The 26592-nt window shown below is 33.7% G+C and carries 10 protein-coding genes and 7 pseudogenes; 5 read left to right on the top strand and 12 right to left on the bottom strand.

Annotation, left to right across the window (positions count from 1 at the left end; genetic code table 11):
* Positions 1-201: 201 nt before the first annotated feature.
* Positions 202-902: pseudogene (locus ACQ4M0_RS01760) on the bottom strand (IS6 family transposase).
* 87 nt (positions 903-989) lie between these two features.
* Between ACQ4M0_RS01760 and ACQ4M0_RS01755 the strand changes: the two are divergent.
* Positions 990-2049 (top strand): annotated as a pseudogene (locus ACQ4M0_RS01755) (IS256 family transposase); the annotation flags it as partial.
* Positions 2050-2152: 103 nt separating this feature from the next.
* Here ACQ4M0_RS01755 and ACQ4M0_RS01750 read toward each other — a convergent pair.
* Together ACQ4M0_RS01750 and ACQ4M0_RS01745 are read right to left on the bottom strand one after the other, a co-directional pair.
* A pseudogene (locus ACQ4M0_RS01750) lies at positions 2153-2246 on the bottom strand (IS200/IS605-like element ISW1 family transposase); the annotation flags it as partial.
* 49 nt (positions 2247-2295) lie between these two features.
* Complete coding sequence (locus tag ACQ4M0_RS01745) at positions 2296-2844, bottom strand: hypothetical protein (protein ID WP_438456531.1); 549 nt, start codon at positions 2842-2844, stop codon at positions 2296-2298.
* A gap of 196 nt (positions 2845-3040) precedes the next feature.
* Here ACQ4M0_RS01745 and recO point away from each other — a divergent pair, with 196 nt between their 5' ends.
* Positions 3041-3769, top strand: a complete 729-nt coding sequence (gene recO, locus ACQ4M0_RS01740) for a DNA repair protein RecO (protein WP_438456530.1) — start codon at positions 3041-3043, stop codon at positions 3767-3769.
* A gap of 22 nt (positions 3770-3791) precedes the next feature.
* Here recO and ACQ4M0_RS01735 read toward each other — a convergent pair whose 3' ends face one another.
* The 5 genes and pseudogenes from ACQ4M0_RS01735 to ACQ4M0_RS01715 form a co-directional block, all read right to left on the bottom strand.
* Positions 3792-5168 (bottom strand): PleD family two-component system response regulator, encoded by a 1377-nt coding sequence (locus ACQ4M0_RS01735; protein ID WP_007302914.1) that lies wholly within the window; start codon positions 5166-5168, stop codon positions 3792-3794.
* Positions 5140-5430 (bottom strand): Sec-independent protein translocase subunit TatB, encoded by a 291-nt coding sequence (gene tatB, locus ACQ4M0_RS01730; protein WP_007302915.1) that lies wholly within the window; start codon positions 5428-5430, stop codon positions 5140-5142. Before tatB ends, ACQ4M0_RS01735 begins: the two co-directional genes overlap by 29 nt.
* 5 nt (positions 5431-5435) lie before the next feature.
* Positions 5436-10106 (bottom strand): NAD-glutamate dehydrogenase, encoded by a 4671-nt coding sequence (locus ACQ4M0_RS01725; protein WP_438456529.1) that lies wholly within the window; start codon positions 10104-10106, stop codon positions 5436-5438.
* Between the two features lie 27 nt (positions 10107-10133).
* Positions 10134-12695, bottom strand: a complete 2562-nt coding sequence (clpB, locus tag ACQ4M0_RS01720; RefSeq protein ID WP_438456528.1) for an ATP-dependent chaperone ClpB — start codon at positions 12693-12695, stop codon at positions 10134-10136.
* A 90-nt stretch (positions 12696-12785) separates the two neighbouring features.
* Positions 12786-13280 (bottom strand): annotated as a pseudogene (locus tag ACQ4M0_RS01715) (ankyrin repeat domain-containing protein).
* Between the two features lie 192 nt (positions 13281-13472).
* Here ACQ4M0_RS01715 and ACQ4M0_RS01710 point away from each other — a divergent pair.
* Positions 13473-14381: pseudogene (locus ACQ4M0_RS01710) on the top strand (IS5 family transposase).
* A gap of 241 nt (positions 14382-14622) precedes the next feature.
* Positions 14623-14892: a hypothetical protein gene (locus ACQ4M0_RS01705; RefSeq protein ID WP_019236515.1), complete on the top strand. Its 270-nt coding sequence runs from the start codon at positions 14623-14625 to the stop codon at positions 14890-14892.
* Positions 14893-15402: 510 nt separating this feature from the next.
* Here the strand turns inward: ACQ4M0_RS01705 and ACQ4M0_RS01700 are convergent.
* Positions 15403-15576 (bottom strand): annotated as a pseudogene (locus tag ACQ4M0_RS01700) (transposase); the annotation flags it as partial.
* Between the two features lie 97 nt (positions 15577-15673).
* On the opposite strand from ACQ4M0_RS01700, the pseudogene ACQ4M0_RS01695 reads away from it, so the two are divergent.
* Positions 15674-16483 (top strand): annotated as a pseudogene (locus ACQ4M0_RS01695) (IS982 family transposase).
* On the opposite strand, the gene ACQ4M0_RS01690 reads toward ACQ4M0_RS01695, so the two are convergent.
* The 3 genes from ACQ4M0_RS01690 to ACQ4M0_RS01680 all read right to left on the bottom strand — a co-directional run bounded on the left by ACQ4M0_RS01690 (position 16477) and on the right by ACQ4M0_RS01680 (position 26342).
* Positions 16477-24036, bottom strand: a complete 7560-nt coding sequence (locus tag ACQ4M0_RS01690; protein ID WP_438456527.1) for a tetratricopeptide repeat protein — start codon at positions 24034-24036, stop codon at positions 16477-16479. The pseudogene ACQ4M0_RS01695 and the gene ACQ4M0_RS01690 sit on opposite strands and share 7 nt — an antisense overlap.
* Before the next feature lie 528 nt (positions 24037-24564).
* Positions 24565-25923: a reverse transcriptase domain-containing protein gene (locus ACQ4M0_RS01685; protein ID WP_438456526.1), complete on the bottom strand. Its 1359-nt coding sequence runs from the start codon at positions 25921-25923 to the stop codon at positions 24565-24567.
* Positions 25914-26342 (bottom strand): reverse transcriptase N-terminal domain-containing protein, encoded by a 429-nt coding sequence (locus ACQ4M0_RS01680; RefSeq protein WP_438456525.1) that lies wholly within the window; start codon positions 26340-26342, stop codon positions 25914-25916. Before ACQ4M0_RS01680 ends, ACQ4M0_RS01685 begins: the two co-directional genes overlap by 10 nt.
* Positions 26343-26592: the final 250 nt, after the last annotated feature.

Below are 26592 nucleotides of genomic sequence, written 5' to 3'. Positions count from 1 at the left end.
CTGTACAGATATTGAAACTTGCAGATGGTGTCATGCAAACTGGTTCCTTTATGATCAGACACCAGATTGCAAGTAAAACTGGAAGATCTTTTTCAGTAATATTCTTTAAAAATTTAATTTTGTAATCCACTTGATTTCCACTGGTTCTGTCGCATCTATAAATTGTGGTACAAGAAGATCGTTAAACTGGGATTATGGGAGTTATAGAGCAATTAGCATAGCAAAATTCTCAAAAGTAGAAACATTATCATTAGCCCCGATAATTTGTCTTTTTTGAATCATACGAATATTTTCTATGCCGGTAATGGTAATCTTTGCGGAGTGGAAGCTCTTAAAACCAAGCATTGGCTTTATTCGTTTTTTGATAAATCTATGATCTTGTTCGACAATATTATTTAGATATTTTATTTGAAAAACCATGATTCTACAATCTTCAGAAATTTCTGTATTCAAATCATCAAGAGCAGCAGTATTACTGCCGCTTTTATCAATTACTACTTTCTCAGGAAGGTTATTCTCTCTAAAGGCTTTACGAAAGAACGCAAGTGCCGCAGACTTGTCTCTACGAGCACACAACAGAAAGTCTACAGTATTACCAATAGTGCTCTGTATAGATAAACCCATTTGCCGTTTAATTTAACGTAGATCTCGTCCATTCTCCAGCTACTGCCAAGCTGCTTCTTCCTTTTCCTTACCGCTTCATCTATCAGTGGCACAAATCTGATAACCCACCTTTGTAACGTAGCATGATCAATTTTTGCTCCCCTTATACTCAGCATTTCTTCCAAATCTCGATAGCTCAAAGAGAATCTACATTTCATATATACAGATAACATTATTATCTCTGCTGAAAAGCTAAATCCTTTGAAATATGGCAATAATTTTGAACTAATACGAAACATCTTTGCTTTTTTTTTAGATGATCATATCACTTCTTTTCTACTTTCCTACAAATGTTACATACCAGGATTTATAGATGCGACAGAACCCATTTATCTGCTGGAAGTGAAGAAAACAATCGTAGAAACGGGAGGAATGGCAAGACTTTGAAGACAAGCGCAGGTTCATTTGAACTATTGACACCAAGAGACAGAGAAGGAAGTTTTGAACCACAAATAGTGAAAAAAAGGCAAACAAGCTTACATCCAGAGCTTGAAACGAAGATTTTGAGCACATTTGCCAGTGGTATGAGCTATAGAGATATAGCGTCACACGTTGAGGAAATTTATGATCACAAAATATCTGCAGCAGAGATATCAAGTATTACCGACAAATTACTGCCGTTAATCAATGAATGGCGCAGTCGTCCACTGCAATCTGTATATCCAATAGTATTCATGGATGGCATGTTTTTCAAAGTCAAGGAGGACGGGCATTGCGTAAGTAAATGCATGTATAATATATTAGGCATAGATCAAAATGGCAGAAAAGAAGTACTAGGCTTTTATTTAGCCGAAAGTGAAGTTCTGGTTAGGAGTGTTAAATGACCTAAAAGAGAGAGGGGTAGAGGATATTCTGATTGCATGTGTTGATGGTCTAAAAAGTTTTCCTGCGGCTATAAATAGTGTATTTCCCAAAGCAGAAGTACAAATATGTATAGTGCATCAGATAAGAAATTCATTGAAATATGTATCCAGCAAAGATGTGAAAATTTTCATGAATGATTTGAAAAAAATATATCGTGCTTCAAGTAAAGAAATCGCTGAAAATTATTTGCTTGAGCTGGAAGAAAAATGGGGTGAAAAATATCCTTTGGTCATAAAATCGTGGCAAAACAATTGGGAAAATTTGTCTGGTTATTTTAAGTATTCTGGCCCTGTTAGAAGGCTAATTTATACCACCAATCCAATTGAGGGGTTGCATAGACGAATCAGGAAATTCATTAAAACCAAGGGCTCATTTACCAGTACAAATGCCTTGTATAAGTTGGTATATTGTGCTATAAAAAAAGTGGAGCAAAAGTGGATTATGGCTCTCCCTAATTGGGCTTTAACTATGTCTCAACTTGACATCTTCTTTCCCAACAGATTGAAAATTGAGTTGAACTAAAAATGCGGCTTGACACACTTTTTTGAACATTCCCGCCTATTCGAATTTGCCTCGTAAATCCCTTATATCACACCTTCTCATTGGTAGCCATGCAACAAAGCCATCCAATATCTCCAACTAATACTGGATATCGATATTTTGTTATCCACACTATGTGATATATATACAGAGTGACTGCTTTTTCTATAATATTCCACATTCTTTGAGATTTTTCACCTTAAAATTATATTCTTAAAAGGATGGACTTTAAGTCCAGTGTTTTTCTCCTAAATTTGGGACAATAAAATCTAACGTGACTTCGCGCCAAATGTGATGCTGCTCAGCAGGTAAGCCAATTAACGGGCTACATTTATATACTGCACGCATTGCATTATCTGCTGCTGATCTAAAAAAAGGATTATTTTGATAAGAACTACTATCTGCTACGTTGGCTACAACGATCTCGCCTTTACTGGATAATAATAAGTTAATTTTTATACTAAAATTTTCTTTATAAACTATGCTCTCAGGAATTCTCCAACACTCTGTCAGTTTATCCCTTATAGAATTAATAATTTCTGTTACAGCCAATTCATCATCTTTGTTCTCAATATTTTTCTTATCTCTTATTTCATTTTTCACCTCTTTGATGTCTTCTCTTAGTTTTCTTTCTACACCCTTTTTTCTTTTGGGAATTGGAATACCCTCATCAATTTCCTGTATTTCAATAATTTGCCTCGGTTGTACTAACTCAACTAATTCTTTTTTTCTTTGTGGTATAGGAATAACTGACGAAGCATCCGTTTGGGCTTTCATTGAAAAAAGCAAAAAACAACATAGAAACAAAAGAAGAGTATAATTAAAATAGAGAGGGCGCATATGTTAAGCAGCTTGTTTTACTGGTTTAAAGCTAATATTGCACATAAAGTCAATATATTTCAGTTGACTTAAACTCAAATTTGCTACACTAATTTTATTATCTCTATAATATCATATGGTCAATATACTCTGAATGAGATGGAAAGATGAAGGTGTTATTATAGCTGTTAAAAAATACGGTGATAAAAATTTAATTCTTTCTCTATTTACAAAAAATCATGGAAAGTGCAGAGGATTAACTAGGTTAACAAACAATAGCAATTATAAGTTTCAAATAAGTAATCTATTACATGCAGAATGGAGTGCTAAGCTACCTGAAAATCTAGGTTTTTTAAAGTGCGAATTGATTGAATCTCCATTTCATCATTTCTTTCAAGATAGGTTAAAAAGCATTGCTATTGTTTCTTTCTCGTCTATATTAGAAAAAGTGCTTCCAGAAAGTGAATCCTGCATCAAGTTATATGATAATTTTAGACACTTCATCGATGTAATAAAACATAATAGCCAGTTTTGGCAAAGTCATTACCTTAACTTAGAGCTTCTGCTTCTTACGCAACTTGGATTTAAGTTAGACCTATCAAAATGTGCTGTAACAGGTGTGAAAAAAAATCTACAATTTATTTCTCCAAAAACTGGTAGAGCAGTGTCAAAAAAAGTAGGTGACTGTTATGCAGATAAATTACTACCTTTTCCACAGATGTTGCATGATGTATACAATAACAACCTACAAAATAGCTACTCATATCAAGAATTCAGACTAGGGTTAAAAATTACAGGGTATTTTTTAAATAAATATCTATTTCTGCAGTTAAATGCGAAATTTCCGGAGTTGAGAAATTTTATGCTATCATTTGAATCTTAGTTACTACTTATTTGAAAGAACTTCAACCAGTAACCACTCTATTTCTACCACTGTTTTTTGCTTTATATAAATATTTGTCAGCACGTACTATAAATTTTTTAACATCATCAAGGTCAGATCTTTGCATTGCTGAAATTCCAATGCTCACAGTTACATTATGGGTTGTATTTTTACCCACAAGTATAAAAGGTTCTTTGGCAATAATTTTCCTTATTCTCTCTGCAATAGTATACGCATCTGATACATTGGTATCTGGCATTACAACAACAAATTCCTCACCACCAAACCTAGCTAATAAATCTGTCACTCTGATATTTTCAGAAATTCTTTTCTGTATTTCCTTTAAAAGTTCATCTCCAGCATTATGCCCAAAGTTATCATTCACCATCTTAAAATAATCTATATCAAGTATCATAAGAGATAAACTTCTATCTTTTTCCACAGAATCCTTAACAATATTTCTTAAGTGTGCATCAAAATATCTTCTATTATAACAGTTAGTTAATGGATCCTTTATAGACATTTCTACATTATTAAATAAATTCATTCTCAAGGCATCTTGATACCTTTTGCGTTTCACTTGCAAATTAACCCTAGCTATTAATTCACTCTCATCTAAAGGTACTGTTAAATAATCATTAGCACCTACATCAAGTGCCTTTACTAAATTGCTTTTATCATAATCTTCAGAAAGGATCAGAATTGGTGTATAACGTGTTTCTACTTTACTACGAAACTTAGAACACAACCGTAGGCCGTCAGTTTTTGAAAACTGCATGTCAGAAATAATCAGGTCGTAATTATCCTTAATACCAACCTTTAATGCTTCTTTTGGATCGTGCAGTATTTTAATTGATCTGAAGCGTTGCTTTAGAACATTGTGTATCTGCTCTGCTTGAAAGGTGTCCTCATCTACAACAAGTATGTTAGCATCAAAAATCTGATTAGAATAATCCATAATACTGCTTTCTGCTACTCCACCAATCTCAGCATTAGTTTCTCCTCTCAAGCACAACTCATCTATTATCATCTTTAAGCGCACAAGAGACTTAATTCTTGCAGATAAAGCAGTTTCATCTATCGGCTTAGTTAGAAAGTCATCCGCACCAGCATTAATTCCTTCCACTCTATCATGAGTGTCATGCAGCGCAGTTACCATAATGATTGGAATATAAGTCGTTAAGGGATCATTCTTTAGCTTCTTACAAACCTCAAAACCACTCATTTTTGGCATCATGACATCAAGTAAGATAATATCTGGCTGCTGTTCCGCTACTAAATCTATCGCCTCCTCGCCATCATAAGCTACAATAACTGTATAGTACTCTGCTTTTAGCTGAGCCTCCAAAAGCTTAACATTAGATGGTATATCATCTACTACTAGGATTTTTGCTGTCATTTTTTGTACTATCTACATTGTAAGTAGGATAAAGCTTGCCATCTTCACCAATTATGTAATTGACTTTTTCAACGTTATGCCCTTCATATAATTCTTTAATTCCGGTATCCTTCAACAATTTCCTAACTCTTGATTTTACAACCCAGAAATACCTATATATATTTTTAATAAGATTAAGAAATACAGGTACTTTACTTTTATCAAAAACAATTATACTCACTAAAGCTACAACTAAAATTTCTGAAAGACCTATATTAAACATTTTTCCTATGAAGCAAGTACTTTAATTCTCCTGATTATGAGTATTAATTTACTTAAATCAAGTTTAGAAGCAACCATCTCATCTAAAAAGCTATTGTAACGCTCTATATAATCCTTATCATTAAGAGCCCAAGTTTGAACCTTATCTATATGATTATCAGTAGCTTTTATAACTTTAACAGCTAGCTTATGATGATAATTGCTTAAATCATCTAATAAATCATTAATTAAGCTGCGATCCCAATAAGAAGAATGGCTTTTAATCTTGACAGCAATTGTTCTAATCATATCAAACCTTAGCAGCGACTTTAATTTAAAGTATATTCTACCAGCTTCAAAGATTGATAAAGATGTCTGTTCAGCAATAGATATAACGTCCAGCGCATAAATAAGAATACGTAAATCAGCAACCTTTTTTGCTAGATCTTTATTTATGTTAAGCTCTACCAAAGAGGTTAATCCATGATCATAGATCTTTAACAGGCGATCATCTAAAATATCATGGCCTAAAGTTTCAATTGCACCCCTAAATTTTGTAACACCATCTAGTTCTACAAGATTAAGCTTACCAAGATTTTTTACTAACCAAAATGATACCCTACCAATAAATTTTTGCACACTTCTCACTACTTGCAAATATGAATCAACATCAATTTTTCCATCCAATTCATCAATTTTCTGCCAAAGGCTACTTAAATTATATAGGTGATTAACAACGATATATATGTTAACTGCTTCATGTACTTTAATTCCAGTACTCTCAACCAAATTATTAATAAATATACAGCCCATCCTATTTACTACATCGTTTGTAATGCAAGTAGAAATAATTTCCCTACAAAGTTGGTGTTTCAATATGGAATCCTTGAACTCTGTTACCATCCTTTGTGGAAAGTAATTTAGTAAGTAATCACGGCACAAAAAATCTTTTTCAGGTAGCTCAGAGTGTATAACTTCATTTTTTATTGCTGTTCTTGCATAAGACATCAGAACAGAAAGCTGAGGAGAACAGAAACCTTCTCCATCAGTTAACATTCTTGCTACCTCTTCTTCAGCTGGAAGAAATTCTACATCTCGGTTTAGCAGCCCAAATTTCTCTAAACTGAGTAATAATTTATGGTGCTGCTCCAACTTTTCTTTAGCTTGCAAGCACTCAAGAAGCAATGCTTTTGTTTCAATCCTGTTATGGTTTTCAAGTACCTTAGATGCAACTTCATCTATCATGCTAGCCAGTATTTCATTCCTTTTTTCCAAGGAAATTCCCCCTTCTTTCATAATTGCAACAAAAGCAATCTTGATGTTAACTTCAAGATCAGAACATATTACTCCTGCTGAATTATCAATAAAATCTGCATTGATATACCCACCTATTTTAGCGTATTCTACCCTTCCAAGCTGCGTGCAACCAAGGTTGCCACCCTCTATAAACATAGAAGCTCTAATATCATGACCGTTTACTCTTAATTCATCATTTGCTTTATCGCCAACCATGCCATGGCTTTCACTTTTTGCCTTAACAAAGGTGCCAATTCCTCCATTCCATATGAAATCCACTTTTGCCTTGAGCAAATATCGAATCAAATCATTTGGAGATAATGTATCTTCCGTTATATCAAAGCACTTTTTCATTTCTTGAGAAATTTCTACTTGTTTGCTACTACGTTCAAATACCCCGCCACCATGAGAAATCAAATCTCTATTGTAATCCATCCAAGTGGAAAACGGTAATTCAAAGAGCCGTTTACGCTCCACGAAACTCTTTTCCGCATCAGGATTTGGATCAACAAAAATATGCATATGATTAAATGCTCCAATTAAACTCATATTTCTTGAAAGCAGCATGCCGTTCCCAAATAGATCGCCAGCCATATCTCCAATTCCAATAACAGTTGTATCCTGGTAAATATCCTTATTCATTCTCCAAAAATGGCGCTGTGCTGCAATCCATGCACCTCTTGCTGTAATACCCATCTTTTTGTGGTCATAACCTGCTGATCCACCAGATGCAAATGCATCTTCGAGCCAAAAGTTACATTCAGAGGATATTTCGTTTGCATAATCAGAAAATGAAGCAGTGCCTTTATCTGCTGCAACTACCAAATATGGATCATCTTCGTCATACCTAATCACATTTTCTGGTGGAGTTATTTTGCCATCAACTACATTATCAGTAATATCAAGCATTCCTCTGATGAAATTCTTATAGCATTCAACACCTTTCTCCCTTAAAATGTTTTTGTCTTTATAAACTTGCTTTATTACAAACCCACCCTTTGCGCCAACAGGTACAATGACCGCATTTTTTGTCATCTGGGCTTTCATGAGTCCCAAAACTTCAGTGCGAAAATCTTCCGTTCTATCCGACCATCTCAAACCACCACGAGCCAACTTCCCTCCTCTTAGATGTATTCCCTCAAAAAGGTTTGAATAAACATACAATTCACGGTATGGGCGCGGGTCAGGTAAACCATTTATTTTACTTGAATCAAATTTGATAGATAAGTATGGCTTATCATCTTGATAATAACTGGTTCTCAAAATTGCCATTATCAAGTTAAATATCGAACGCAAAACGTAATCATGTGAAACGTTGCTGATCTCTTTTAGTAGTTCTTCAATTTTTTCTATCAAAATGCTAGTAGTTTCTGCCCTATCAATATCTATTTTAGTATCAAATCTTGAATGAAATAATTCTACTAAATACCTTACTACTTTTGGATACTCTGATACTACTTTCTGGATATATTCTGGGTTATAGCTAAATGATGTCTGCTTTAGGTAGGCGCTTAGCGTTCTAATCAGAAGCACTTCCTTCCACTCGAGCCCAGCAATAATGATCAAGCTGTTAAAATAGTCATTTTTTATTTCCTTGCTGAACACTTTTACAAGTGTTACCTCAAACTGCTCTTTTAAAGTAATGTTGTCTATTAATTCATCAACTCTTGACAACACAAAATGATGTATCCATATTCCACCGTTGATTTCTATATAATAACCATTATGAGATAGAATCTTAGCCCCTAAATTCTTAGTAACCTTTAATATCTTTGACAATTCAAGGCCTCCGTTGCTTGGAGTGTAAACCTTCAATTGATAGTTGAGATTGTCACGAGTAAGCCTCAAATCAACTTCGCTGACTTTTTTCTTTCTCACTATCTCCAATTTTTTCATATCATAATACGCATCATGAGGTTCAAAATTCTCTTGATAACTTATCGGAAATGCCTTGCAATAGCGGATAAATATATCCTCAACAGTGCTAAAAGTATTATATAAATTGTCTATAAAACGATCTTCCCACTTTTCTGTAATGTTTCTTAACTTGTTTTCGATACGCAAAACTTCATCATCAAAAATGCTAGCGCTTTTGGTTCTTAGCACCACGTGTAATTTCATCAAATCATATTCATTGATAATGTGATTGTTATAAATATCTGAACTTTCTGCATTCGTTTCATCTTTCAATATATCGCGTATCTTAAACATTAGTCTTGCACTAGCATAACGCATCGGTATCAATACTATGCAACTAATAAAGTTCCCTACCTTTCTCAAAAATAATTTGACTCTTGGTCTAATCGCAAGAGACATGATCGAGGTGCAAATTTCAAATAACTCGTCTTCATTTGATTGGAATAATTCGTCACAAGAAAATGCCTGTAAAATGGAAATTAAAGCTTTATTGTTATGGCCACCAGGAACAAATCCTGCCTTTTTTTCTATTGTTGTAACCTTATCCTTTATTACCGGAATAGTTCGAATATCTTGCACTTCTGCTATAGAAGTAAATAGCCCAAAAAAATGCTTTTCCCTTATTACATCACCCTGATCATTAAATTCTTTCACTCCTATACAATTCATATAGGTACGCCGATGAACTATTGAGATTAGGTCTGATCTTAGTATGTATAAAGAATTCAAGCTTTCAGAAAAAATTGATGAATTTTGGTACTCTTCACTTGCTCTCATTAACCCGAGGCTCTCCTTACCACTTAGAGCAAGCTTCCCTTCTTTATTAGTAATGTATTCTTGATAACCTAAAAATACAAAATTGTTATTTTTCAACCAAGCTAGAAAATCTCTGCCTCCAGCATCCAATGCCGGATGCTCAAGAAGCTTCTTGAGCATCAATTGCCAGTCCTTTACAACGCAGTTAACTGCTTTTAGCGTCTTTCGTAGAGATTCTTCTAGTGTATCAACAAAGCTACCGCTTATGCCTTTAATAATTACATATATTACTGACTCTTTGATTCCATTACTTTCTTCTAAAAGATGAATTTTATCTATTAGGCTATTTTTTCTTTGAACATTAATTATGCTGTTACTATAATAGCATATAGTTAAACCGTTTGACTTAATAGTGGAAATGACAGAATCCACTAAAAAGGGCATGTCATAATTTGTGATTTTAATTATAGTGAAATTGCCTTCTATTCCTGAAATATCATTTACATTACTTACTGCCAATTTACTTTCTTCTTTTTCTTTTTTAAGAATGAAGTTGTATGCATCTTCTGCAATGTATAAAAGAAATTTATCGTTGACTTTTAGGTCACTATTATAAACAAAATTATAAAAGTACTGTATAAACTCTTTAATTTTTTCTTTCTCTTTTTTATTCCCTTGATCAACTAGCTTAAATAAAGACTCAACATTAACATTATGATTTATACACATTTTTCAAAACAAAAATACACAGCGAATCTAGATCTTTTTAACTAAGATTTCGTTACCAGAAGTATACACTATTAGCTCATCTCCTTCTACTATTTCCCCAGATAAAACTAACTTAGCTAGATTATTTTGAATGCATTCTTGTATTACCCTTTTCAGAGGCCGCGCTCCATATTCAGGGTCATATCCAGTTTGTGCTATTAGTTCTTTAGCTTCTTGCGATAAACTAATACTCAGTTTACGCTTAGCAAGCATCTTTTGTAAATAAGAGAATTGAACATCTATAATTTTATCAATGTCATCTTTGGTTAAGCTGTGGAATATAATAATTTCATCCAGTCTATTTAAAAATTCTGGACGAAACGCTGACTTAACTATTTTCATCACCTCATCTTTCACAGATTCGGTAGCTCCTCTTAGCATCATCTCAGCTCCAAGGTTAGAAGTTAAAATTAGTATGGTATTACGAAAATCAATTAATTTGCCATGGCTATCGGTTAGTCTACCTTCATCCAAAATCTGCAGTAGTATATTAAATATATCTGGATTTGCCTTTTCTATCTCATCAAACAAAATTACCTGATATGGTCTTCTCCTTACTGCTTCGGTTAATCTGCCACCTTGTTCATAACCAACATATCCTGGAGGCGCACCAATTAACTTTGAAACGGAGTGTTTTTCCATATACTCTGACATATCAAAGCGTAGAAGTGCTGATTGATCATCAAACAAAAATTCGGCAAGAGATTTTGCTAACTCTGTTTTTCCAACTCCGGTTGGACCTAAGAATAAAAATGAACCAAAAGGTCGATTAGTATCCTGAACACCAGAACGGGAGCGCCTTACTGCATTACTTATCGCTTCAATTGCATCTCTCTGCCCTATTACTCTTTTTCCTATTTCATTTTCCATGTTAAGGAGCTTTTCCTTTTCACTATGCATCATGTTATCAACTGGAATGCCTGTCCATTTTGAAACAATATTTGCAATATCACTCTCAGTAACTTCTTTCTTTAGGAAACTATCAGTAACTTTTTCCTGATTTTTTAACTCATTTTCAAGTTGAGGAATCACACCATACATCAATTCCCCTGCCCTTCCTAAATTTCCATTCCGCTGAGCCAATTCTAGCTCTTTCCTCGCATTATCCAATTTTTCAGCAGTTTCTTGTATTTTAGCTATTTTATTCTTTTCCATCTGCCATTTACTGCTTAAGTCAGCAAATTTACTGTTTAGACTCTCAATTTCCTCATTTATCTTTTTTAAACGTTGCTTAGAGTTTTCATCACTTTCTTTTTTCAAAGCCTCTGACTCAATTTTCAGCTGTATAATCTTTCTTTCAAGCTCATCAACAACCTCAGGCTTGCTGTCCATTTCAATTCTAACCCTACTTGCTGCTTCATCAATTAAATCGATCGCTTTATCAGGTAAAAACCTATCTGTTATATATCTATTAGAAAGCGTTGCAGCAGCGATTATTGCACCATCTGTGATTCTAATACCATGGTGCACCTCATACCTCTCCTTCAAACCCCTCAGTATTGAAATAGTATCAGTCTCAGTCGGTTGAGAAATAAACACAGGCTGAAAACGCCTTGCAAGCGCAGGGTCTTTCTCTATATGTTGACGATACTCATCCAAAGTTGTAGCCCCTATACAGCGAATTTCTCCACGCGCAAGAGCAGGCTTGAGCAAATTTGAAGCATCCATCGCACCACTTGTCGCTCCTGCTCCCACTAAAGTATGAAGCTCATCTATAAACAAAATAACTTTGCCCTCTGCTTTTAAAATCTCATTAATCACTGCTTTTAGTCTCTCTTCAAACTCCCCTCTCAATTTTGTTCCAGCAATTAATGCACCAAGATCCAAAGCTAAAACTTTTGCATCACGCAAACCAAGTGGTACATCATTTGCAACAATTCTGTTTGCTAAACCTTCAACTATTGCAGTTTTTCCAACACCAGGTTCACCTATCAGTACTGGATTATTTTTTGTTCGCCTCAACGATACCTGCATAGTTCTTCTGATTTCCTCATCACGACCAATTACAGGATCAAGCTTACCTTGCATAGCAAGCTCTGTAATATCTTTTGTATACCTCTTTGCCGCATTTAATTTTTCCTCGCTATTTGGAGAGTCTGCACTGCCACCTTTTCTCATTTCTGCAATAACTGAATTTAATTTTTGCGGTGTTACACCACCTTCTGCTAAAATTTTACCTACAATTTCATCTTTTTGTGCAGCAAGGCCCTGCAACAACCGCTCAACAGTAACAAATGTGTCTTTATTTCTCCTCGCAATACCAATTGAATCATCAAAAACTTTTTCTACCTCTCTTGAAAGCTGAAGTCCAACACTACCTGGTCCTCCAACCACTGGAAACTTTTTAATTGTACTACTCACAGCATCAGAAATATTCTGAACATTTCCATCACAGGTGCCTATCAAATCCTGAACTAAACCTGACTCATCTTCAAGCATTACTTTAAGTAAATGTTCAGGCATAAAAATCTGATGCCCAGCTCCCAATGCTTTCATTTGAGCGCTCTGGATTAGGCTTTTTGCTTTTTCGGTAAATTTATTCAAGTCCATAATACAAATTTAACTCATACTTGCTGATATATATAACAACTACTTTCTCAATTTTAAACTTAAAGTCATTCAGCATTCAACCACTATGGATTAAAATCCATAGTGGTTGAATATTTGATCGTAGGGCTTATCTTTGTTATGCCTTGACCTTAACACAGCTACATTTCTAGGTTTTTCCATCATCGTTTATAATGTTAGGATTAGCGCCTTTTTCTAGCAAAAATTTGATAATCCTTAAATCACCATAATATGCAACATTATGTAGTGCTGTGCTTACATACTTGTTAATAATGTTTACGTTAACTCCCTCATCTATTAAAAACCTAACTATCTCTAAATATCCCCTTCTGCAGCATAATGTAACGCAGTTAACTTAGGCATGTGTGTATCAGTATCTAATAAATTTTTTACTGAGAATTTTACAGTTTCTAAGTTACAATTTTGAGAAGCAATGCGTAATATCGTTTTATAATTATCTGCAGCTTTTGACTTCATGTAGTAATAGGTAGCAATAATACATACTATTAATGTTATAAGCCACCAAAAATGCAGCTTTTTTTTTGTATCTTGACTCAATTTATCCATATTCAACATCTTTTTAATATTAAATAGATCATTTACTCATTTTTTATTAACATTACTTACTCAAAGATGATGACAACATAGTAAGGTAACCTGAGTTGGCTTTGTTGCATAGCGAGTAGAGATGGGAGAAAAAAGGGAGAAAATCTAAAGAAAGTGGTTACTTTATTAAGAAATGAACATTGTGTAGAGTATATGCCAAAGAAGATGAAGGTCAGTAATCATTAAAGAGTATAATCAATTTTTAGAAAAAAGAGGAAATGTCTTTCATTTTATCGATGAAGCTATAGAAAACTGGTACGAAAGTTCAGAAAAAATTCCTGGAGATTTATAGCGATAAGGTTGTTATTGCAGTACGTATAGTCGTTAATCTATTTGGAATAGGCTTAAGGCAAGCAGTTGGATTTATAAAAGGATATTTACAAAGTATAGTGAAGAATCTCCAAGTATTCACAAGCTTCTCGTCAAACTTAATTTGAAACTATGTGACCACAGAACAGATAAAAATGACATAGAGAATATTGAAATTGCTATAGATAGTACTGTAATGCATATTTATAGTAACAGTACTCAACATAACAAAGATAACGCCAAGATAAGGAAGTATAATGGTACAGATCAAATAAGAAAGCTATATGTTGCTTTGGACGTAAACAGCAAAAAGGCAATAGCAGTTCGATATACTAATTTTCTTTCACATGATAGCATCTAAAATACTAAAGGAAATGAGTGATATCTATAAGATTAAGTCTCTGCGTGCAGATGGAACTTATGATACAGATAATTTATATAAGTTGTGCAATCAATACAATTTGAAACCCATCATAAAGCCAAGAAAAAATGCAAAAATCTGCAGCAATATAGATTATCTATCAGAAAGAAACAACAACATTAGTATAAGGAAAACTTACCCACTGGAAAAAGAAGACAAGGTATGAAATACGTTCACGTATCGAGAGTTTTTTCCTGAGGCTCAAAAAAACATTTGGATTTAGTTTTAAGAATAAATCTGAGGTAAATCGCTCTCAAGAGGTGCTTTTAAAATGCTATTTTATTAATAACTTTACTGATATAGGTATGCCTATTTTCAAATTTGCCTCGTAAATTCCTTTCATTACTCCTCCTTATTCCTTGCCATTCAACAAAACCTGGGAAGGGCTATACTTGGCAGTGGCTACACTTCTTACGGCAGAGCGATAAATGATTGCTGGTTAACCAAATGCTAGGAGAGGGTATGGGTAGTTTGATTTTTTATGTTGTTCTGAAAAGAAGATGTACTATATTTAGTATAAAATTCATAGTTACATGTTAATATTATACTAGTTTTTTAATTAAGGAGAATATTATGAAAAGTAATACAAAAAGTGCTGCTGCGTATAATACTAGAGAAGAAGCGTATGAACAATATTACCATTGCATACGCGCATGTCCTAAAAGTCATCAGGATAATAACGAACTACGTAGTGCATGCATTAGTAAATGTAGGGAAAGTGATTGGAGCTTTGAACAGGATGTAAAATTTAGTGATCAATTAAATTCTATTACGTCTCAGCTCCAGGAAGGGCTGAACGATTTATCTGAGTTGTCATCAGATCTAAATCTAATGAAACTATAGCAAAGAAGATACTTAGTATCTTCTTTGCTATGCAAGCTACTCTTATAGTTGAGTGTCACTAATTAGAGAAGTTTAAGCAGCGCATAACCTTGCTTATATTTTGCATAATATACATTTACGTATATTATAATAGGTATATAGATATTTTTTATTAAAAAGGAAGGGGAGGTGCCTTCGTGTGTTGACATCCTCCCCGCCCTAAAGGGCAAGGATTCCTACCACGTTCAGACCGAAGTCTGAATCATCTCGGTGGGTTCCTGCTTCATCGGGAGGCTAAATGCACTATCCCCTCCACAGGCACAACACGGCATGCCCTGCCGCTAAATCTATTATGCTTTTGTGCATATTCGGTGTCAACACCCGCTTCCGCCTTATATCCCCGCCCTGAAGGATGGGGTTTTACGGTGTTTTTTTGATAAGAAAAAGTCTTTTTCGGTGGTTACACCTATATTCTTTATTTCAGCTTTAAAACTGTTAAAATATAGCCCTTCCCATAATAGTCCAAAAAAATCATAAGAAGTAAGAATCGACAGCATGACGAAAAGATGTGAATAGAGGAATGTTTTTCCTAATTCTATTTTCTATAGCAAACCAATTATGCTCAATTTTGTTAAAATCTGGAGAATAAGGAGGTAGATATAAAATTTCTGCACCAACTCCTTTAGCAAGTTCAGTAATCTTATTAACCCCAGTTATGGATTAGAAAGTAGAATTAATAAAGAGAGGAATAGGGTAAACTCAGGTATTTTAGCAAAAATTAAGAGGTTATCCATGAAGAAAGATATTTTACTGTTTTATAGAAGATTTTTGTCACATTGCTGATGAAAAACTTTCAGAAAAGCTTCTATCAAGTGGCAAAAAAACAAAAAGAATACCTGAAATTACCGTGCCAGAAATACTTACTATAATCTTACTTTACCACAATCGCTGTGCAAAAATTTCAAGTTTTTTTACTTGAGTTATCTTAAATTATTGTACAGTTCTGAGTTTTCAAAACTCCCTTCGTATCATAGATTTGTTGCTCTAAAACTCAGGGTTTTATGGTATTTGGCAATGCTTTTGCAGTGGTTCTGCGAGCAAGCAAAAATCACTCTATATTGATACAACTGCAATCGCTGTTTGCCACACAAAAAGGATCGCAAAAAATAAAGTTTTCAAAGAGTTGGCAAATATAGGAAAGACTACCTATGTTCGGTTTTAAATTGCATCTGGTAATCAATGAAATAGTCGAAGTTCAAGTTATTACGCTAACTAAAGGCAGCGTTGACGACAGAAAACCTACACCAAATTTGACTAAAAAATTGACAGGACTTTTGTTCAGAGATAAAGAAGAAGGACCTCTTTGAGAAACTCTTCGATAGAGGTCTAAAACTCGTCACTCAAGTGAAAAAAGGCATGAAAAACGCACTGATTTCTTTAAAAGAGAAGATTCTATTGAGAAAAATTGATTATTGAGACAGTTTTTGGTTGTTTGAAAAATAAATTTGAGCTTCGGCACAGATCCCCCATAAATTTTTTGGTACATACTTTTTCAACATTAGTTTCGTATTCCATGCAGTCGAAAAAGTCCTCTATTTCTAAGCTTTATTGACTCGGATAATCCATAACTGGGGTTTGTAGCTTTTTGTCCACTGTTGTGTTATTAAAATAGCTTCTAGGTTTATTATCAGCAATGTCATTAGGTTGATATCCACCATTAACTATCTGCTGCTTATCAAACATCTTTTCAATATTGCCTTTTAAAATACTCAAAAACTTCTCATTTTCCGGATAGGCTTCTTCTGCGGCTGAATATAATGTACTTGGTATTTTAGAATATCTTTCGTTCCTTACATGACCTGCTATATCTGAATACACTTTAAAAAAGTCAAAACCTTTCACTGATACACCAGATTGTTTAGCTGTTTTTTTAAGTGTCTTTTTAAATTCTTCCATTATATTAAGTGTATCAGCCAGCACTTCTTCATGACTAGCAGAACAAAACTTAGGAAGAGGATATTTTTTATCTAGGAAACTTTGTAATAAGAAGAATCCTAAACCAAAATTGTTACTGATACAAACTTCACTACTAAATTGGCTAGTACCAGACGTATTAGAATAATTTGCTGAAGTTTCAGGTAGAGCAGCTCTCGAATCTAATAACCCACTCACAGAGCTTTTTACCCAACCAAATAAATGATTTATCCACGAAGATGGTTTTGCACTGCTACTCACCATTCTACGGTTTCTAATGTGCTGCCTATGTCTATGAGGTTGATCAGATAACATGACTTCTGTAAACACATCATCGTACACTTGATCCTTATATTCTTTTTTCACAACATTAACGTCTCTTGCTGTACTTATTTCTTTCTCATAATCTTTTAACACTATCTCTTTATCAGTAAATTTTATTGATAACGTTTTCATCTTAGGTGTTTTATAGAATTTACTAAGTGTAATACTGCAAAAATCATCTTTAGTAATAGTCGAATCAAAAGCATTAGTTATTATTAGATCATGACCATTACTACGAACAAACGTATTGTTTCCTCCTTTTCTAGGCGTGATAAGCTCAGCATCTTTCTCCACATCTTGACCCGTTACCACAATAATTTCTTTATCCTTTTCAAAGATCAAAGGTAGTGGCTTTAATTCTAATTCAGAACTTATTTTCATAGGCGCACTATCTGAGATAATATGAAGATTTTCATACCAATCCAAACCGTCTTTTAATCTTACTGTTAGCACTTCTAATAAAAAACTTTGTCCCATTTCTGCTTCTAACCTAACTAGCAAATCATTTCCATCTTGAAAAATTCTTGGCAGATTAATATGTATTTTCAAATCATCTTGTATTATTTTTATCACGTTACGTAAATCTAACGTATCTATAGAACTTGCTTGATCAGGATTGTAGATGTTTATTTGTGGCATAGAAAAAATATTATGTTCATATCTTTGCTCACCTGAGGCTATAGTAATTACGTATATGTTTTTACCACCATTTCCAATTAAGTGACTGTTATAGATTGGATTATTGTAAATTACCTCACACTTCCCATAGCCAACAAGTATAGATTCATCACCATCTTGAACAGCGATAGTCATATTGAGTTTATTTGCTATAGCTGGGTAACTTTCTATAATTTCATCAATAGTTTTATTAGTATTCTGTATTGCATACAAGTTTCTTTCCTTACCTACTTTTATTTCAGCACTGTCTTTTAATTGATAGATTATATTGTTCATTATGTTATATGAGATAGATATACTAAAGTTACTATTTGCAACTTTTGAGGAAAAATCGAACTTTATACTATTGTGATCTTTAATATCAATACTCTGAATATCAGCAAGCAAGTAGTCGAATATAAACCTATGGTTATTTTCGAAATTAGCAAGTAATTTAACAGATGCACTACCTTTTTGAAATGGTACAATATAGTTAAAGTTACCTTTGAGTGCTAGATTATTTACTTCAGTGTAATTTCTAACTATTACTTGTATATCATAGACACAGTTATTATCTTTTATTTCCAAATAATCAAGTTGATCTTCCTTACCACCATTACCATCCAAGAATTTAGTTTCACATGCACTAAATATATGATCTGCCTTAGCTTTTCTACCAAGCACTCTTTCTACTGAATTAATTTGAAATCCAGAATAACCATATCTGTTGTACACAATAGTGCCAATATTTGTATTTAAATACACATTCACACTCACAGCTTCTTGAGCAAATCCAGTCAGATCTAAGGTATCAATTCCATCTTCTCCGTACAAGGACCCTTCTATCAGATCTCCCTGTAAAACAAAGATATCATTCTTATTTCCCCCATAATATTCTTTAGACCCATCATTCACTACAAATACGTTCGGACTATCCTTAAATCCCCTGGCATAATCTTCACCTTCTCCTAAATTAATTAGATTATATCCTTCTATCTTGTTATTAGATAAACCAATCGTATTTTCGCATAAATATGACCCATAATTTGGAGCAGGTTCGTCATTTCCCTGCGAGAAACAAAACAATTTTCCACCACTTGGATTATCCGGCCTTGCTCTACTCCATTTTATATCGGTTCCTTTTCCATCAAGCAGTACTTTACTGTCTAAGTCTATCTTAAACTTAACTTTGCATTCTTCAGTGTAAAGTGTAACATTAATTCTTCTCATGCATAATTCTCCAAATCCAGCACCACCACACTGCCTTACTTGGTGTGGCACTGTACGACAAGAATTCACAACTGATTTACCAGTAGGGAATACATAGCTTTGAATATCACTATACTCCTTTAAATACTCAAATCCTTGCTTAACTAATTGGTTATAAAGTTGTTTTTCTTCCATTAACTCTTCTATATATTGTTCAGGTTGCATACCTATAAATACACGTAAACCTTCAATAAATTTTTCTCCTCTAGTTAAGTGAATAATTTCATCAGTTTTATCAACTCTCTTTACTGCCATATAAATATCAGTGTAAATAAATACTGCAGTGCCGACTCCTGCTCCAATAGGTCCAGTAATAGATGAAACTCCTTCTAATACTTCAAAACCTTCAGCAACTTCAATCCCAATCTCTGCAGCGTCAACTCCCAGGTAAATGCTATCTCCTACTACGCCAACCAATGCTCCTTCTGTACCATTTTTAAATGCTTTTACCTGATTTACTAAATCATAAATAATAAAGGCAGAAGTACCTCGAGCAAGAAAAGGTGATGCAACTCTTAAAGACCTACCAAGTAATACCTTTTCTTCTGAGAGCAAATTTAATCCTTTACGAGATGCAACTTCAGCAACTTTAGCAAACCCTTGACCACCGGCAATAAAGCCAACATTAATCGCTACACCTTGATAATCTCTGTTTAAAAAGTCAGCTAAAATATTTTTAGCTATCATTCCATGCATAGTTATGCTAGAGATTTTCTTTACTCTATTTAAATGATTCACGACCTTCTGATTACTGGTAAGCCTATTGACCAAATTGCTAAACCTACCCTTAACTTGCACTTTATCTGCTAGCTCAATTAGCTGAGAACGTTTTTCTTCTGGTATATCTTTTATATAGTCAATAAACTTTTTACTATCTATTTTAATTTTACTAAAATCTCTTTTCTCATCTTTTTCTGTATTGAATTCATCTACGTCTTCCCAAGACAGTTCACATTTCCCAATTTTTGCTTCTCTTCTGTTCCTTAATGAACTCGTACTCGGCAAACATTCTTCAACTTTACTCCTTTGATATATTGCAGAAGCCCTTTCTAGTAAATCTTTTGCTCTCTGAACATTACCTAAAGCTCCATCGGCAATAGCTAAATCTTCTAAGGCTATAGCTACTTCAAAATGATTTTCTCCATAATGCTTCTCTAAAATAGGTAAAGCCCTTTCTAGCAACCTCTTTTGTTTCTGATAATAACCTAAAACTTCATAACTGATACTCAGGTTTACTAATGTTTTAGTTATTTCAAAATGTTCTGATCCATAACATTTCTCTAAAACAGACAAAGCCTTTTCTAGTAACTCTTTTGCTTTCTCATAATCACCTAACATTAGATAATACATACCTAAATCTTCTAGCATTATCCCTACTTTAAAATGCTCTGCTCCATAGTAATGCTCTAAAACAGGTAAAGCCTTTTCTAGCAAATCTTTTGCTTTCTCATAATCACCTAAAGCTTCGTAAGCATTACTAAGATCTGCTAGAGCTCTAGCTACTTCAAAATGATCTTCTCCATAATGCTTCTTTAAAATAGGTAAAGCCCTTTCTAACAACTCTTTTGCTTTCTCATAATCACCCAAAGCTGTATAAGTGATATTTAGGCTTACTAGAGCTCTAGCTACTTCAAAATGATCTTCTCCGTAATGCTTCTTTAAAATAGGTAAAGCCCTTTCTAACAACTCTTTTGCTTCTTCATAATCACCTAAAGCTTGATAAGTGACACTCAAGTTTACTAATACTTTAGCTACTCCAAAATGGTTTTCTCCATGATGTTTCCTTTCAATTTTTAAACCCCTCTCTATCAACCTTTTCGCTTTTTGATGATCACCTAAAGCTACATAATTGATACTTAGATTTACTAATGTTCGAGCTACTTTTAAATGCTCTTCTCCATAATGCTTCTCTAAAATAGGTAGCACCCTTTCTAGCAACTCCTTTTCTCTTTTGGGATTACCCAAATTAAAATACCCATCACTCATCCATGTCAACAAATTTTCAAGATAATCCTTTTCTATTTTTTCTTTATCTTGAGGGTTCTTTTTTAACCAACTATCTATACGTGATAAAAATGCCTCTAAGTGCGGTAATAATTCTCGTTTTTTTAAATAGTCTTCTAGTTTATCACTACCATAAGGGAAACTTGCTCTGAGTAGCTCGAAAGTCTCTTTCATAACTTCTTCGCTTTTACCCTCTTCTTCTAACGCTATTTTTGTCACTTCTTGAACTAATTTATGAATACTCAACACACCTTGCTCTTGTTCACCATTAACCATAGAATATTTTATAAGTAAACGAACAGCAGACCTTAATTCCTCTTCATTATTTCCTGTCAAATCTAAAAAGAATTCTCTACTAATATTGTCAGATGCAAGATAAGAGATAACATCAAGAATCCTTAAAGCTAAATTTCCATACTTTTCATTGCTTGCTATCTTATCGGTTATAATCTTCCAAGTTGTGAAAGTTGTTTTTGCATAGTTATTATCAATTCCTCTAAATCCTTCATAATTAAGCAAATCTTTCGCTTTTTTCTCATATTCCTTTAGGTAATCATCTATATCAAATTTTCTAGTAACTCTTTGATCTTCAATATATGATATTGCTTGCTGTATAGCTAAAGGAAAGTGTTGTAATTTCTCTACCAAAGCTTTTATCTTTTCATTTTGAGATTCATCTTCTATACTAAAGCCCTTTTTTACAAATTCTATCGCTTCTTCTGACTTTAATTCGTTTAGATTAATAACTTCTATCCCCCTTTCCCACTCTCGATTATGAGAAGTAATTAAAATATAAGGTCTATTACTACCCGGTAATGAATCATGAATTGGTAAAAACTTATTCAAATAATTACTTTCCTCAGCATCATCAAAAATAAACAAGCTTTTACTATTACTGAAAAATTCATAAACCTCTTCTATGAGAGCTTTTATATCCTTTTCTTTTCCATTCTCATCTTTTATATCAATTCTTAGTTTATTCTTCGCTAATCGAGTAAATGATTCAATAAGAGCTATCTCACTTTCAGCATTGATCCATATAACGTTGTCATAACAATCTTTACTATATTCTTGAACATATTGTCTAGCTAACTCAGTTTTTCCTATTCCTCCTAAACCGCTAATTGAGGTTATTTGTGATATTACTGTTACTTTTTCTGAACTACGTTGTATCTTATTATGTAGGTCAATTAACTCTTCCCTTCTTCCAGCAAACAAAATTACTGGCTTTTTCACATTAAACCAAATAGGCTTTCTTACTTGCTCTCTTGCTACAACTGCATCATATATCTTATCAAGCTTTTTATCTATTTTCTCGAAACTTTTTTCACTTTCTTTCCTTCCTTCTACAATAGAATCTGCTATCTTGTGACGTTGCCTACTGGCTTCCTGATATTGACTCATTAATTCATCAAAGACTCCCTTAATCTCATTTTGATTACTTTCTATGTAACCTGATAACTCATTAAAATTCTTACCTATATAATCCTCTAATTCATTGAAGTTTTTTTCAGCTTCCTGTTCCATTTCTCCTTTGAATTTACTTAGTAACCTCTCTTCGACTAACTTCGGATCTTGCTTATTAAGCTCATCCAATAATTCATCTTTCCATTTTCCCTCATCTAATTTTAAAATATACCTATACTCCTCCCTAGAAGGATTTTCTTCAATGTATTCTCTAGCGAATTTTTTTATTTTACTTTCCAATTCCCATTTAAAAAGAAGACGATAGCCATATTTGCTAGTATCACTCTTTCCATCTATTCTCCTATAGTATTTATCAGCACTACCATCACGCTTTATCGTTACTAATCCCGCTTGGTCAAATAATTCTGCAGTATTCCATGAATTTTTACTTTCTAAAGTATGTCCTAGCTTAATATGAGGAACACCAGTGGAGGTTTGTTTATATCTTTTTGATTCTCCAAAAATAATACCCTTAGTAATTGAGTTAGCATGAAACTCTTCTTCGGTATTTTTTCTATAGTAATCAACCACTCTACTCACAGCATCTTCTGCTAATTTTGTCATTGCTCTCTGCCAACTTCCTTCTGCTGTTACTTGTATAAATTGGCTCTCAAAACTTTGAAAGATTTCAACACCAGATTTTACTAACTCTTCCCTGACTTTGATTGGATCCTTTTTAAATATATACAATTGATCTATCAGCTTTTTAAGCTCTGCTCTATTATAACTACTACCAATGCTGGATATTGTTGCTCGAAGAATGTTAATTCCAATAAGAGGAATTACTTTTGATTCCGCTTCTCCTTGTTCTGTTCCACCTTTTCCTGTATATATTATCATATTAACAAAATCAGCCCATTTACCTTGCTTTCCTCTTTGATTTTCTAGTCTCTCATAGTACTCTGATAAAGAGCGTTCATAAATAAAAACAAAATCTTCAACAAACTTTCTTAGCTTTTCATGCACTTCCTCCTCCTGTTCAGAAAGTCTTTTTACTTGATCAGGAAATTTTTTTAAATGTTCTTCTAGAGTCCTAATAATCTCTCCCTTATTTTGTTGCTTAGCAATATCTAGTGGAGTTTTACCTTGATTATTTTTAATATTTGGGTCTATACCAGACACATTCAAAAGAAGTTCAACAATGTCTTGATGATTTTTGCTTACAGCAACATGTAGTGGTGTATTACCACCATCATTGAGATCAATATCATTAATATTTTCTACTTGAGTAATTAACCCTTCAATTTCACTAATCTTATTTAGCTGAGGATTATCCGTTCTATGCTCACGTATCGCAAGAAACAACTTGGCAATATTAATATCATTAGGGTTATATTGACGTCTTATTCTATTTTTAAATTGAAAAGATTTACTGTTTTGTTGCTTATTCAGCTGCTCTTTCAACCGATCAATGATTTCTGAATTAATCTCTTTTTTTAGATTACTTACTCGATGTTGTGTCCTCAGCATACACACCCCCTATATTTTAATATTCATATTTGAATTGTTTATTGTAAACCTCTTTTCTGAAGATTAGTTTTAATATTTACTTCATTTGTTTCTTATGCAGCTGTACCAAACCAATTTACTGTGAAACCTTACGGTAACTCTAAGTAACTTTGATTACAGTGTGCTTTTCTTTTAATTTTTGACTAAACTAGATATGTTCTTAAAAAAGTCAGGATTGCTTTCTGAATGATGTACATAATACAATGCATCTAACTCACACTCCATGTATTCATTACGTTAAACTGTGTTGTAACTAAAAAGATCTAGCAAAGCAAGAATTTTTAGCATCTTATTTTAGTTTATATTTTTAAAACTAAAGCCAATGCTTGCAGAAACACTTCTATTTTTTTACTGCAGTGTACTAACTACTCCTTTCTCTATTTTCAAATAAATTAATACCCTCTTAATCTTACGCATCACTAAAAACTTAAATGATATGACCACTTCCAGCACTTAAAACTAAGGACAGTGTTATCTAAGTGGAGAAAGTCACCTCTCCCCACTCGACTTCAAAACCGAACTTGATAGTTTCCCATCATCCGGCTTCTCTCTAATTTGGTGCTTTTCATGCATACTTCCATGTAATTGATCGTGGCAGTGCTTATGAAGCAAGGATAGATTTTTCATATTGTTATTGCGTCTATTGCGATCTTGATGATGTACATGTGCTAAATCATCAAACCTAAACCAAAGATAACAATAATTACATTTACCTTGCTGTAACTTCAGTAATTTTATTACTCGTGACGATTTTCCTGGTAGTTTACTTAAACGACTTCCCCAGTATGGCCAATCTCCATCATACGGAGATCTATTTCCATTTACTTTGATATGTCGTTTAATAGCATGATCCCTATGTCTAATAAGATATAGCTTGTTACTTACCATATACCTCCAATTGTCGTTACCATACTTTTTAAAGTATTTTCTTTTAACCCAACACCTTCTTTTGTCATGGTGTCTATAGACAGCCCATTTCCAAAGTTTGTTATGCATAGAGTAGTCTAATAAGTTAAAGACTTTACTTGAGACTACTGAGGTGTAATATTGGCTCCAACCCCTTATTATTGGATTAAGCTCTTTTATTACAGCTTCTTGTGGTGCTGCCCGCAACTCTTTAAGCTTATGTTTAATAGATAACAAGTGTTGACTTATAGATTTACGACTTGGTTTAATCAATAACTTGTAACCACTCTTATTTTGACGTGTTTGATAATGCCTTATTGAAAATCCAAGAAAATCAAATCCTGGCTTTTTCCCATTTAGGGATTTCAGTGTATGTACAATTCTTGTCTTCGATAACTTTAATTCTAATCCAACGGGTTTTAGCCATTTTTCAATTAGAACCTTTGCCTTCATCACAAGTTCCTCGCTCTCGTGTAAAACCACAAAATCATCGGCGTAAGTAATTACACTAACTGAATTTTGCGCCTGCTTGCGAGATGCCCTACCATATTTCTTTTTCGCATATTGGAAAAGTTCTTCCTTAAGTTCTTCTTTGATATTCTGTTCTAGTCCATATAGTGCTACACATGCAAGTAATGGAGAAATTGTTCCACCTTGAATTGTGCCACGTTTGGTGGGACTAAACTTTCTATCTTCGATAATGCCTGCTTTCAACCATCCTTTTATAATTCTCTTTAGAGTTGGTGTGGTATTAAGTTTTTTAAGCAGTGCAGAATGTTTAATATTATCAAAGCATCCGGAAATATCAGCATCTAGTATAAATGCTGCTTTCTGACCGAGTGCGATAAATATAGCTGCTATTGCATCATGACACGACCTACCAGGTCTAAAACCATAAGTGTTAGGCTCAAACTTTGCCTCCCATTCCGGTTCTAGTGCCATTTTACAAGTGTTTGTCTTGCTCTACAAGATATAGTAGGAATACCCAACGGGCGATGCTCCGATGACCTACCAGATTTTGGAATCCACATCCGTCTTGATGGCTTTGCCTTCTCTCTTATATTTAAAGAATTTGCTAACAGCAATCTTTCCTTTTTATTAAGATTAGACTTTCCATCAATACCTGCTGTCTTTTTCCCTCTGTTGTCCTGAGTTATCCTCCTAACTGCGAGCATTTTTGCACTTGTTGACTTGAGTAATAATCTCTGAAGATTATGCATCTTTCTGATATCATTACATTGTGAAGCTCGGTAAATTCGTTTTTGTAGCTTAAATGAAGATTTCTCAAGCTTGCGCCAAGGAATTTCATTCCATTCATACCTAACATCTTGTTGGCTCATAACATATTTACTACTATTCACAACTTTACCTTCCAAACTACAGTGTTTACGTCTGCATATCCCAAATATTGCTTTGGGCATTAGCTTCTTAAACAATCCCTCCACATAGAAGCATTCAGTTGGTCACCTTCTTAGTTATCCTTTTTAAACAAAGAATAATAAGAGCTTCCATGTGGTTACTCCGTTCCATGAAATCGTTTCACGTTAGACTTAGGTTCTTACTATTTGCCGGGAGATTGAAAACATCTTAATTGGACGTTCTCATTCCAAT

The sequence above is a fragment of the Wolbachia endosymbiont of Kerria lacca genome (assembly GCF_051602725.1).
In the GTDB taxonomy this organism is placed as follows: domain Bacteria; phylum Pseudomonadota; class Alphaproteobacteria; order Rickettsiales; family Anaplasmataceae; genus Wolbachia.
The sequence above is the reverse complement of the archived record's forward strand: the minus strand, read 5'-3'. Positions and strand labels throughout refer to the sequence as shown.